General features: G+C 37.9%; 14 protein-coding genes. 1 reads left to right on the forward strand and 13 read right to left on the reverse strand.

Annotated features, from left to right (window positions below):
* Positions 1-84 precede the first annotated feature (84 nt).
* Positions 85-192, forward strand: a complete 108-nt coding sequence (locus BA724_RS19215) for an IS3 family transposase (RefSeq protein ID WP_141719882.1) — start codon at positions 85-87, stop codon at positions 190-192.
* A 50-nt stretch (positions 193-242) separates the two neighbouring features.
* On the opposite strand, the gene BA724_RS06140 is transcribed toward BA724_RS19215, so the two are convergent.
* From BA724_RS06140 to BA724_RS06200, 13 genes are all read right to left on the reverse strand, one after another.
* On the reverse strand, positions 243-1247 hold the full coding sequence (locus tag BA724_RS06140) for a tRNA dihydrouridine synthase (RefSeq protein WP_069937775.1): 1005 nt from the start codon (positions 1245-1247) through the stop codon (positions 243-245).
* A 753-nt stretch (positions 1248-2000) separates the two neighbouring features.
* Positions 2001-2177, reverse strand: a complete 177-nt coding sequence (locus tag BA724_RS18545) for a hypothetical protein (RefSeq protein ID WP_169818514.1) — start codon at positions 2175-2177, stop codon at positions 2001-2003.
* 204 nt (positions 2178-2381) lie between these two features.
* Positions 2382-3350 (reverse strand): DUF4352 domain-containing protein, encoded by a 969-nt coding sequence (locus BA724_RS06145; protein ID WP_069937776.1) that lies wholly within the window; start codon positions 3348-3350, stop codon positions 2382-2384.
* A gap of 226 nt (positions 3351-3576) precedes the next feature.
* Entirely contained in the window at positions 3577-4155 is a 579-nt protein-coding gene (gerD, locus tag BA724_RS06150; RefSeq protein ID WP_245676158.1) for a spore germination lipoprotein GerD, read from the reverse strand.
* 169 nt (positions 4156-4324) lie between these two features.
* Positions 4325-4609: a hypothetical protein gene (locus tag BA724_RS18815; protein ID WP_245676159.1), complete on the reverse strand. Its 285-nt coding sequence runs from the start codon at positions 4607-4609 to the stop codon at positions 4325-4327.
* Between the two features lie 635 nt (positions 4610-5244).
* Positions 5245-5613 carry a DUF948 domain-containing protein gene (locus tag BA724_RS06160; RefSeq protein ID WP_069937778.1) on the reverse strand — a complete coding sequence of 123 codons (369 nt, stop codon included), beginning with the start codon at positions 5611-5613 and terminating at the stop codon, positions 5245-5247.
* 212 nt (positions 5614-5825) lie between these two features.
* Positions 5826-6290 carry a DUF948 domain-containing protein gene (locus BA724_RS06165; protein WP_069937779.1) on the reverse strand — a complete coding sequence of 155 codons (465 nt, stop codon included), beginning with the start codon at positions 6288-6290 and terminating at the stop codon, positions 5826-5828.
* A 577-nt stretch (positions 6291-6867) separates the two neighbouring features.
* A complete protein-coding gene (locus BA724_RS06170) occupies positions 6868-7359 on the reverse strand; it encodes a carbonic anhydrase (RefSeq protein WP_069937780.1) in 492 nt (163 codons plus the stop codon).
* Positions 7360-7371: 12 nt separating this feature from the next.
* A complete protein-coding gene (locus tag BA724_RS06175) occupies positions 7372-8379 on the reverse strand; it encodes a sodium-dependent bicarbonate transport family permease (RefSeq protein WP_069937781.1) in 1008 nt (335 codons plus the stop codon).
* Between the two features lie 153 nt (positions 8380-8532).
* Positions 8533-8895 (reverse strand): Na-translocating system protein MpsC family protein, encoded by a 363-nt coding sequence (locus tag BA724_RS06180; RefSeq protein ID WP_069937782.1) that lies wholly within the window; start codon positions 8893-8895, stop codon positions 8533-8535.
* 275 nt (positions 8896-9170) lie between these two features.
* Positions 9171-10013 carry a glycerophosphodiester phosphodiesterase gene (locus BA724_RS06185; protein ID WP_069937783.1) on the reverse strand — a complete coding sequence of 281 codons (843 nt, stop codon included), beginning with the start codon at positions 10011-10013 and terminating at the stop codon, positions 9171-9173.
* A 530-nt stretch (positions 10014-10543) separates the two neighbouring features.
* The gene (locus tag BA724_RS06190; RefSeq protein ID WP_083256102.1) at positions 10544-10915 is read right to left on the reverse strand and encodes a DUF192 domain-containing protein; all 372 of its coding nucleotides are present in this window, start codon (positions 10913-10915) and stop codon (positions 10544-10546) included.
* Positions 10916-11850: 935 nt separating this feature from the next.
* A complete protein-coding gene (locus tag BA724_RS06200; RefSeq protein WP_069937785.1) occupies positions 11851-12129 on the reverse strand; it encodes a helix-turn-helix domain-containing protein in 279 nt (92 codons plus the stop codon).
* Between the last annotated feature and the right edge of the window lie 923 nt (positions 12130-13052).

The following is a 13052-nucleotide window of genomic DNA, read 5'->3' on the forward strand; positions in this document are numbered from 1 at the left end:
AGGGTTGATCGGGTAACTCATTCTAGTTTTTACATTATCAAAATCAGAAACGGAAAAAGAAGAAAATGAGGATAAAATTAATATGTGGTTAGCCGTCTTTGGTATTACTATAATAACAAACGTATAAAGCAAAAATTGGCGGGAATGAATCCGGTTCAATACCGCCTTCACACCAGCCAATTAACTGATTAGTATAAACTCTAACTTTTTGGAGGCACACCCGTTTAACGCCCTACCTCACTTTACCTTGAACTGGGACACTTCTCCTGTTCGCCCATCCCCTCAAGACTTTCTGAACCAAAGTTATCGAGCAATGCACGCGCTTCATCTGTTGACTTTGTGTTCATTAATTGATTTCTTAATTCACTTGCCCCTCGAAACCCTTTGACATATATCTTAAAAAAGCGATGAAGAGCCTTGAACGGACGCAGCTCTAATTTTGAATATTTATCATGGAGATCCAGATGCAGCCTTAAGAGATCAAGCAATTCCTTGCTGCTATGATCTTTCGGCTGCTTTTCAAAGGCAAATGGATTATTGAAAATACCACGCCCAATCATAACCCCATCAATACCATATTGCTGAGCGAGCTTCAAGCCAGTTTGACGGTCAGGAATATCACCATTGATCGTAAGGAGCGTATCTGGTGCCACCTGGTCACGAAGTTTTTTAATCTCTGGGATCAGCTCCCAGTGAGCATCTACTTTGCTCATTTCCTTCCTTGTACGCAGATGAATGGAGAGATTAACAATATCTTGTTTTAATATGTGTGTTAACCAGCTCCGCCATTCGTCTACATCCGTGAAACCAAGTCTTGTTTTTACGCTTACCGGCAATCCTCCTGCTTTTGCTGCTTGTATTAAATCTGCGGCAACTTCTGGACGGAGGATAAGACCGCTTCCCTTCCCATTCTGTGTCACATTAGGCACGGGACAGCCCATATTGATATCCACTCCCCGAAAGCCTAGTTTCGCCATACCAATACTCATTTGCCGAAAATATTCAGGCTTATCCCCCCATATGTGGGCTACAATGGGTTGTTCATCCTCTGTAAAAGTCAAACGCCCACGCACACTTTTGTGCCCCTCTGGATGACAATAACTCTCCGTGTTGGTAAACTCTGTAAAAAAAACATCAGGTCTGGCTGCTTCACTCACTACATGGCGAAAAACAACATCCGTCACATCTTCCATTGGTGCCAGTATAAAAAAAGGTCGTGGTAAATCACGCCAAAAATTATCTATCATATTCCAATTCAAATCCTCTCATTCATTATGGGATACCAGGGCAAACCCTTATCCCAAAATTAAAAAGCAAAATGTCCGTGCTTCTTTTACACTTATACCATGCTTAAGCACTTTTTATCAAACTGATCGGAAATATTTATTTTAATTTCACAATCTCTGTACAACCCACACAATCTCCTGCTAAAATCCACTCCATTTTTAAAAAAGCCCCTGCCATTAAAATATCCGACCGTGACTTCTTCCTATTTATTCTGCACTTTCAAAATATGATTTAATTGTCCGATTATAGCCATGTTTCGTGTTAATAAGGGCCTATGGATTCAAGCGACGTGAAGACTCCTGTATAATCCCAGTTGTCTTTTCCGCCTTTCCGTTGCATTGAAGCCCATTTTTCCGGCTGCTTCTTTTGCTGCTTTTAGCGTGCCAAAAGTGCCGGTTACTATGTGGAATACGCCAGGCGTTCCAACAACAGCTGGCTGTTACCGAAGTAGCTCAACTATTCGGCGTTGAATATTCCTTCGCAGAAGAACGGCTTGCACTGTATGAAATTCAAATGACGGGCATTATGGATAGTTCCCCTTCTCTTTTATGAGACGGGATTAATAAATTGAGTGTCTTCCTCGATAACATTCAGACTTTTTTGTTAAACATTTTTATAGTTTATTTTTGTTTCAAATTCTATTTCAAGTTCATTGAAGGAAAAGCGAAGTAAAAATGCAAAATTATTTTATTGAGCAAACGGGCGAGTGTGTTTCAGAAGGTAAAAAATTTGTTTATAAATAAATTATTCATTTGGATCATCTTGAACGACAAGTCTTCCAAGAACAAGTCCATAGGAAAAAATGCAGCAAGAGCCATGATAACAAGTGATATGCCAGCAGTGAAAGCAGACTTTCGTTGATGTGATTGTTCTTGAACGACAGTAGCCATAACATAACCTCCTTGTTTTTTTCATTGTAATAAGCAGGCCCTGGCGTTTCATTGACTTACGTTAAGATGCCTAAAAACCTTTTTTAAACCAGAACCATAAACTAACTAAATTCATTAGAAAAGATTAGCGGCTCCCGACATTGTAAAAAAACCCTCTTAAATGTATTTATAGAATAAACACATAAGAGGGCTGAGATTTATTTATTATTGCAATTCTTCCTTCGTCACCACAAACTTAATTTCCCCTTCATTCATTGAAAAAGACGGTTCATAGTAAATTTCGTATGAAGCAGACTCAGGCACATCGAATGCGATTTCACCGGCATATTGCTTGCCGACTTTGACTTCGTTGCTGAAGCTCGTGTCGTCGTATCCGTAGTATTCCTCGTGCATATTGCCTTCCGCGTCTGAAATGGTAAATTCGGTGTTGTCGACATACGCATTTTCTTCCCCATTATTTTTTACGGCCACTTCTAAAGTGAGGATCTTTCCTTTTTGTGGATCGCTGTATTCTGCTGCGTCTGTAAACTTAGCTGACTTGATCGTGATTTCGGTTCCGTCAATGCTGACCGTATCGCCGACTTTGTACGTTTCTTCAAATACAGCATTTGCCTCTTCTTCTTCCGTTTCTGCGTTTGCCAACGCCTCTTTTGTTTCTTTCGGAATGTCCGCTTTAAACTCACTTCTGAGATCTTCAAACGCAGTTCTATACTCAGCATCTTCGGCAAATGCGCTGTACGCCATCACAAACTTTCCATTAATCAAAACAGCGATCGATTCTTCCAGCCCGCCTTCCTGATTCGTTGAGTGAATCAGGACAAGGGTTCCTTCTTCGCCATCTTCTTTTTTATGTATAGATTCAATGACTTTCAAATCGTTAAAATCGTCAGATCCTTCCGCGTCGGCGCCAAAAGAAAATAAAGGAGCTGTTTCCGCGTAAACCTTTTCACTGACGAATTGTTCTTTCGCTTCCGCATCTGTCCCTTTCATATACACCTGATAAAATTCAAGCGCCACCTTTTCTTCTTCATTCAACTTCTTTTTGGCCTTGTAATTTTCTTCGGTTTTCTCGGACACTGCGTCATCCGATACCTTTTCAATGTCTGCTTCTCCACAAGCCGCCAGTCCAAAAGAAAGTGCTCCGGCAAAAAGCCATTTTACTGCCCATTTCATTTCAAAACTCCCCTCTAAACTAAAAAACACTTTTCCATACTATCATCAACAAATTTACATATCTATAAGATAAACTTGTTAATTAACAACATTTACGGTAATAAAAGGTTTTAGTAATCACCTTTTTCTTTTTCCAAAGTAAAAACCCTCTTATTTTTAATAAATAAGGGGGTTAGGGTAAAAAAATGGTTATCATTCATTGCCGTATACATACGCTGAAACGATTTTAGCTTCCGCCGCCTTGCCCTTGCTTCCCGGCTTCTTCAGCTGCTTTTAATAAAGTATCCTCTATTTTGGCTTTATATAAAGGGCTTGATAATGTTTCATCGATCACTTTTTGAAGGTGTTTCCTGAATTCCTGGCTTTTCATGGCTTCCTGCAGCGTTTTTTGCATTTCAGGATCGTTCATAACACCCATCAGCATTTTTTGATAATCCGGATCGTTCATTAAACTTTTCATCAGTTTTTCGTGCTCTGTCCGCATGCTCTTTGCATAGCTTTCCGCAAATTCCGGGTCCTCAAAGGCTTTTTTCCAAAACTCTTTCCCTTTCTCAGACGTTAAAGTCGTTTGAATCGTTTCTGTTACGGCCTGTTCGTCTAAGACAATGGCCTGCTTGATTTCTTTATCCTTCATGACTTCCTTAAGCGCCTTTTTTCCATCATCTGTGTTTAAAATATCAATAACCATGTTCTTTGTTTCCTCATAATCGGCTTGGCCGGCAGATTCTCCATTGGCTGCACAGCCGGCGGTCAGGATACTCATAAATGATAATGCCAGCATCATGAGGAGTAAGTCTCTTTTCACGTTTATCCGGCTCCTTTCTCCTTGCAGTTTGTTATGCATATTTTGAATTATTGAGGAGAATTTATACAGGTAAAATGCTGGGCTTAGTGCGAAAACCTTTATTCCAACAAAAAACCCCCTTTTCGTGTGATGTTTTCAACACAAAAAGGAGTCAATGATGAGATTCAACTCACGAGTTCATGTCATCAAGTAATAAGTTATCCTTTGTTTTAGTTATTTGTTTTACACAATCTTTGATCGTATTAATGACGACCCCCAGCTCTAATAATTGCGAAAAATGTCCACTTTTTTGGGCGACAATATGTTTGCTCTTTTTCGACAATGAAAGTAATTCCAATTGATGCTCCAGCCGTTTTTTCCGGACTTCCTCTGGCATCATTCGATTTTCTTTTCCACCTGTAATGACAAAGACAGGTATTTCGGGAAAAGGTTCCGTTTGATGGATTTGATCCACCGTTTTTCACAAAATGAACTTCAATGAATTGTTTATAGAAAAACAAGAAATTAAACATTGTGAGCATTTTATTCACTGCTTTTACGGCCTTGCCTTGATATTCATTAAGGCTGACATCTTTCGGATGGCTCAATTTTAAAAAGACTATTCCAGCTGCTTCGTTTGGGTAGAGCCGGGCATATAATTTGCATATAAGCCGCCCAGCGAATCTCCAATGAGTACGAATGGAGGTTCAAATCCCCCAATTGTTAATGCTTCACGCAACGTTTCAACAATGGTGATCCCATCTTGTGGTTCTGTCGGTTTGTCACTGCCCTCAATGCCAAAACGATTATAGGAAAATACAGCAGAATAAGCAAGAAGAGATGAACTTTTGTTTCCTAACCAATAAAAAAATCCCCCTTTCTGTACTTGAGCCAGTACAAAAAGAAGGATTAGGGTTCTTTTTCAGTTATGGTCACAAATAAACGTATTTATCTTATTATCTAATATTGCTACCATTACCCAATGTTTCTAACAAACGTTAATTGGACGTCTTATACGCCGGCTAAACGGAAAACGTCACGTGCAACCATCACTTCTTCATTTGTCGGGATGCTGATTCATAAGAAATTGATCGCCATGGGTAACATTTTCTACCGGATATTCCTCTTAGGAGTAGACGGGGTTCTATTTGTACGGGGCGGCACTCCATTACCTCGAGAGTTGGCTGCCTGTTTTACCGAGTTTGTGATGTTATGGATCACCTCACCCACATCCTGGGCAGATTCCAGCAGAGGATCGACTGTCCGCATTTTATGTTTGGCATCGACCGTAACCTGATTAGCTGTGTGGATCAGCTTGCTGGATTCTTGCGTCAGGCCATGTACCGCATTCCTCACCTCAACAAGGGTCCGGTTGGTTTCGCCCAGCGTTACCATTCCCTTTTGAAGCAGCTTTATTAAAAATACAACCAGCCAGATGAAGGCTATAGCGATGGCAGCAACACTGTATTCAATAACCATAAAAAGAAACCCTCCCTTTTGACCATTTTATGTACAAGCCCTGCAGATATTCCTTTCTTATATACTTAAGGATGGTTCCTCTTTTCAGCTTCTCCTTATAAATTTTCATGCAAAAAATACGAAAACGGCTTCCCGTTACATCGGAAAGCCGTTTTCGTATGTAACTTTATATAACGCATCCATACTTCAGATAAAATTGATTGAATACACGATTAATTAATTCTAAGCTTTACGATGCCATCTGGTGTCGAGCTGATTGTGTTTACACGAGCATCGTTATCAGGTGTATAAATGTCTGCACTTGCAGGAAGGTCTTCGGCAGGCGCTTTCCAGGCAGTAATTGCAGGCTGATGATTAGTATCAACGGTTTCGCTTGGAAGAGCCTCTTTGTTTTGAATGATCCCAGCCTGTTTTACTTTATCTGTTACATTGTGAACCACTTCCCCTACATCCTGGGCAGATTCTAACAATGGATCTAAGAATTTAATTTTACTTTGAATATCGACAGTGACCTGTTCGGCGGAATGGATCAACCTTTGTGATCCCTCTGTCAGGCTGTTGACGCTATTTTTCAATTCCGAAATTGTAAGTTGGGTTTCCCCGAGTGTTTGGATTAATTTAGCCGCCAAACAAACAAAAGCAGCTGATGCGCTGGCTACGCTGATCTTAATAATCACTAAGCTTCACCTTCCTTCCCTTTCCTTTACATTATGTATTGGCCGCAAGCTATATTCCACAAGTTACAGGCGTCTGGTCTAAACTTGTGAATTCCGCTAAGAAAATGATCCGTTTTCAACTAATTTGCCGTCTATGTTTTTCATTTAAATCATTTTGAACGTGCGTTTCCTTTTCTTTTTCCAAACGAAAAACCCCCTTAGTGTGTCATTGTTTCCAACATATAAGAGGGTTCAAGGGTGAAATTCAGATAATCATTTTATTTCACCAGATATTTCATTTAAAAGCCCATTTTCCGTTCTACAATCAGATTGTTGATCATCCACAAACGTTGACTTCATACCTTACGCCGGTTAAACGGGAAATGTCACGCGCAATCATGACTTCTTCGTTCATCGGCAAAGTCATTGGCTGATTATACACACTGAGTCCCCTCCCCAAAATGTGCTGTGACGTTTCCTTAAATTAGGAAATAGATGAAAAATAAATCAAACTCCTTTATATCAGCAGCCATTTATTTCGCTTTTCTTGTTAACCCGTCAATATGTCATATCTGTTTTTCAGTTATTCCTTTTTACCTTAGCTTCCTGCAACAGTCTCAAATTCACCTGTTTCCGCATTGGCAATAAAACCGTAAACAGACAATGTTTTTGGAATTAAGGGGTGACTTTTAATCAAATCGATATTTTCAGCTATAATCTTATTCACATCTTCTTTTCCTGACAGCCACCTTGATAGACTGCTTCCGGCTGCATTAATATATTCAAGTGTTTCGATCATTTCTTTTGAAATACCTGCTTTTCGGAATTTAAAAAGAATCTCATCCCCGTTCACCGCATGTTCTTTGCTATCCTTCTCTCCAATGATATAAATTTCTTCTATATCTTCGGAGTAAACGGCCAAAATAATGTTTCTAATTGTACAACCATAGGGCTGTGAAATGATCGTTCCAAAACTAGTTGTGATGATTAACTGTTCCGTTTTTTTATTTGTTATGACAGGAAATAACGGATGTGATTTTTCACTTAATCCTGTTACAACTAAAGCCTTTTTCTCGTTTGTTTTCTGCATAAAAAATCCCTCCTATTGAATCCATTGGGCCATTTCATAATAAACAGGTATACCGACAATAAGGTTGAATGGGAAAGTTACTCCGAGAGCCAATCCTAAATAAACAGACGGATTCGCTTCTGGTACAGATGCTTTTAATGCTGCCGGAGCCGCAATATAGGATGCACTTCCGGCTAACACGCCCATTAATGTCATCCCCCCCAAAGACAGCCCGGCCAGGTGCCCCGTTACCACACCTAAACTTCCAAATAAAACAGGTGTGATTAATCCAAAAAGAAGCAATTTGACACCGTGTTTTTTTACTTCCGGCAACCGCTGGCCTGTCGTGATTCCCATACTCAGTAAAAATAAAATCAGCACGCTGCTGTATAAATCCATAAACAGCGGTTTCACCATCGGTACAGCACGTTCGCCAAGAACCAGTCCAATGAACAGACTGCCAAGCAGCAGCAAAATACTTTTTCCAAATAAGCTGTCTCTCAATACTTCTTTATCAATGAGGCCTGCTGGTCTGTAAACCAACCCTACATTTCGCATTGAATAAGCTGATTCATCTTTTTTCTTCTCGATGATTTTTAATAACAATAATGAAACCAGGATGGCGGGGCTTTCCATAATGACGACGAGTGCGTTCATAAATCCCTCGTAGGCTATGCCGTTCTTTTCGATGAAGGAGATAGCTGCTCCATAGGTGACAATGCTGACAGACCCGTATGTGGCCGCTAAGCCAATCGAATTTTGAAGGTCCATTTTCATGAGACGCGTAATAAAAATGGTTATAAACGGAATGGCAATTCCTAAGAAAAGTGCGCCCATAATTGGCTGTATAACGGATTCAATCGAATAATGGGATAGCTCAATCCCGCCTTTTATCCCAATCGCGATTAAAAGGTATATACTCAGCGCTTCGCTTAATGCGCTAGGAATTTTTAAATCTGATTTCACTAAAGCCGCCACAATCCCCAATACAAAAAACAACACGACGGGTGATAATAAATTTTGTACTATGATTTCTGACATGATCTGTCCTCCTGCAATCCTTATTTTTCATAAAAAAACCGGCAATTTCAGCATAACTGGCACTCACTCGCCATTCATTCTGAAAACTGCCGGTTTATCTTCAACTAACCATATGGCTTTTGAAGATCTCCCTTTTTCGTATTTCTCTTTTGATTAATTGTTTTTCTCAAGGTCATTCTTTACTTTAAACACCATTACCCGTTCCCCGCTCTGCGTGCTTATATCTGTGTGAAAGCTTTTCACTTTTTCCCCTGTTATCGTGTGGATAATGTCTTTTAAGCCATCCATGCCGGATTCAATCAAATCAGATCGCATTCTTTTGATAGACAGCATGCCCTCTTTTGTTTCACAAAGGACATATTCAGCAGGCGTTAGAATTCCGCGCAACGTGACAATAATCATATCGCGCAATATATCTGTCTTTACGGACACAGAACCACGTCCAAGGAAATCTTTTTCCCATTGAGTCAACGCTTTGCTTATTTCTGCTTCCATAGAACCTTTAGACTTGTTCATGACCATTCCTCCTTAACAAAAAAATCGGTATATTCCCCAGCTAGTTTCCTAGTTAAGAAATATACCGATCTATCTTATTTCTGTTCTTCTTATGATGTATAGGTTACTTTTTCATACAGTCAATATAGAAATTATTATTAACAGCACGCTAAAGCGCTTATTCAATCAGAAGTGAGAATAAAAATCTCTCGGTTATTTAGATTAATATTACTTTAACTTTCAGCCAGGAGTATGTCAACATAAAAAATAAATCAAAAAGATCTGCCACTGAATTTTCATGGTGATTTATAATTAGTTTTTCTTGGATCTACATAATCTGGGTAATCCGTTATGATTGCATCCACATCCATATCCAGAAGAAAATCAGCGGCTACTTGGCTGCGAACTGTCCATGAAGAAATTTTCATTCCAAGGGAGTGAACTTGATCTACCAAATCTTCTGTGACAATTCCGTAGCTCGGGTTAAAGTAATCAGCATACACAGCAAAGTCTGTTAAGGCCTGCTCTGTGGTATGTGCTTTGGAAGAAGTCAGTACTCCAATTGGAACCTTCGGAAGAAGGGAATCCATCTTTTTCATTGAATCAAAGTTAAAAGATTGGATGATGATTTTTTCATTTTGAGGATGTTCAAGATTCCGTTCTTTTAGTTCCTCTGCCACGCTTTCTTCAATTCCAGGATAGAGTTCTGGTGCCTTTAACTCTATTAAAATACCAACTTTCCCGTGATACCGGTCTAGTATTTCATCAAAAGTTGGAATTTTTTCTCCTGCAAATTGCTCTCCCTTAAAGCTGCCAGCATCAAGAGATCTCAATTGTTCAAAAGTCAAATCCTTTACATACCCGGTACCATCTGTGGTTCGGTCAACTTTCGTATCATGTATAATGACCAACTCGCCGTCCTTGCTCCTTTGAACATCAATCTCAATATAATCTGCCTTCATGTCTACTGCTTTGTCAAAAGCAGCCATTGTGTTTTCCGGTGCATACCCGGATGCACCACGATGGGCTACATTATCAACTTGTCTTAACTCACCAGTTGATTCTGCAGCAAAAGTCTGGCTAATTGGACTGAACAAAAGGGTTAGTACAAAGCCTGTGCCTAGTAATGTTTTCTTCATTCTCTCATCTCCCTTGTCGAATTGTGACAAGTTAATTGTATTTGAGAAATATTTATCTAGTGTGTGATTAATGTATTGGTTAAGTTAAAACGTGTAAAGAAAATTTAGTATTTTTGTCCCGTTTTTGTTTACAAAACTAAAGAAAGTAAGGTATATGAACTCTTATCTAATATTTCTCTAAATGTCCTTTTTTGGTCTGCGCCGTATCATCAGTGAGTATCTTCTCCACCTCACGAACTAATAAGGATTCCATCCCAGAACTTCTTCTGAGCATGGTTCACTGATTAGTTACACACTTTAACATTTCTACTATATTTTCACTGTTTTCAAATAAAGAAATTCCTTTTTCAATCACTTGATGGTGTGAACAACAATCAGGTGTACCTTTGTATACCACATTAAGAATATTAATATTAGTAAGGAATACTTGTTTTTTGTATTAAACTATAAAACGAACAGCTAAATAATAAAAAAAAGACCGAAAAATCGGTCTTTTTCATAGATCTTAGTGCAGATACTTTCAAATAAATTTAATCTGAGAATACATAATCCCCTTCTTTAATTTGATTCTTTTCAAACCATCCAAGATTTACTTCAATTGCATAACGATAAAAAAGTTCGGGATCATAAAGATGACATTCTTCCTCTTTACAAGGCTTCATATCCATTATTTTGATAATTTTACCATCTGAATCAAGAAAAGCAATAGATAAAGGAATTAAGGTGTTTTTCATCCAAAAACCGCTATACGTTTCTTCTGGGAACATAAATAATATTCCCTCATTTTCGGGTAATTTTTCAACAAACATTAAGCCCTTTTCTATTTTTTCTTGAGTATTTGCAACTTGGACGGTTAATTTGATTCGCCTTTCTCCACTAATTATTTTTATCCTTCTTTTCAATATATTCCCTCACCTTCGAGAATTGTTATAAGCAGGAAAGAATTTCGGTATCTTTTTTTAAAAGAAGTTCATGATATTCAAATTTCCGGTTTCCGAAAAAACGCCTTTTTCCCTTAGCCTTGTTCAACTAACCTGCTCCGTTCAATAAGAAAATCAAACACCAATCTTTATATACATATGATCGTTCTTGCTTTATGAACCAAAGCGATCATCTAGCGGCATCTGTCCTCTTTTCACCTTCTTTACTACCCTCTTCATAAAATTGGCTACAAATGCTTTTGAAGGCTTTCCCATCAAAGTTTGTCTACCCGTTTCAATTTAATTGTTTTCAGTCCTGCCATACAACTCCATTAGAAATTCATTTTACTTAAAACCGCTCTCCTTTATGGTTTATATACCTACTTTTGTACGCAACCATATGTATAACGATTTCACATCCTTGTTTAGTTTTCTCCTTAGTTCTGTAAAATAAAAAAAGAAAGAGCCTAAGCCCTTCCTTTTTCAGCATTAATTATTACTCGCAACCGTAAACTGCATCTTTACAGACTGCTTTAATTCTTTACCTGAAGCTGATTTCACTGCTTTTTCTACATAAATGGTATACGTTTCTCCCGCCTTATATCCTTCCTAAGGAGCTTCCGCTTATAAGCATTTAAGGAGAATTTTACCTCCTGTACAGTGGTTGAATTAGTCTTCACGTAGATGTTGCTGCCTCTTATTGTTGCAGCATTCAAATCGTTATTAAACTTAACAGTAAAATCATAGTGCGGATCAACATTTGTTTTTGTTTCTAACGGTTTATACTCTATCTCTTTTTCCACTGCCATCTCTGTTGCTTCACTTATATTCTCTGCTTCATCAGTGGCCGTTAGAACGATTTCTGTTCCCGCTGTCTGCTTTAGAATAGTCTCTCATAATAAAATAAAAAGCAATCCTTATTCTTTACCTACAATAATTAACTTCATATCCAGTGCATTTAATAATTTTACGATTGTTTTTAAAGTAGGATTTGTTTTCATTGATTCTATTCTTCCTATAGCAGATTGACTTAATCCTGTCATTTCCGCAAGATCTTCTTGAATAAGCCCTAGTTTCTTTCTTTCCTGGATTAGATTTTTAATAAATTCCTCTTCCTCGCGTGAAAAAATATGGCCTGTCTCTTCTTGATCAATATTTACTGATACTTGTTTTCCACCCTCACCTTTTATTTCCATTATTTTATTCTCTTTCTAGGCTTATTTCCAACCTTAATATAATAAGCACCATCGTCATCAAGTATTTTAAAAATCTTGATTCCGAACCACATTAAGGGCATCCAGATTTCTTTCATTGAATGTAGTGTCATAAAATACTCCCCTTATTAAATGAATTGTAGGGAAATCGTATTCGATAACTGGCTAGCTTAGTCTTCGTTAACATTAGCCACCTTATTTCCCAATGAATTTGCCTTTTTATATACCCCACTTCGTAAAATATATTATAGACCTTTTTGCCTATTTTTAAAACTATTATAATTAAATAATAATTATATTTTAGTTATAATAAGGGAGTTAAACAAAAAAGGCCTGACCAAGGGATTTTTTGTTATTGGTGAAGTTTTTTCTTTGCATACATATGGTCGTTCCTATTTATTAAAGTGATCCTCTAATAGCGATTTGTACCCTCTAGAAGCATTAATCCGTTTTCATCTATCTAACAACACTACCTTCCTTAATAAAATAGGCTAAACATGCTTCCTGAGGCTTCCTCGTCGTAGTGTATCCGTTTTATCATCTTCATCATAAAAATTAATCCACTTAAACGTCATCGATCAAAATATGTTTAATTAGTCCCGCCATGAAAGTTCACTATTATTTGAATTTGCTTCTCTATAGACTTCAACTATACCTGCTTTTGTATGCGTTTAAATGAATAGGAAATTGACAGCCTATTTAAGTTTCCCTCTTTATTCTTCCTTTGATTAATTCAGCAAAATAAAAACAGGAAGAGACATAATCCCTCCTTTTTTAAATATATAGGAATTAGAACTTGCTGATGAAAATATATGAATTTACATATCAATATGAGTGACAAGAATAAACACGAAGAAGTTATTTCGTGCTGATTCTTTATCAGTCACATCAAATACATGGGAATA

The sequence above is a fragment of the Domibacillus iocasae genome, from assembly GCF_001750285.1.
Lineage (GTDB): Bacteria > Bacillota > Bacilli > Bacillales > Domibacillaceae > Domibacillus > Domibacillus iocasae.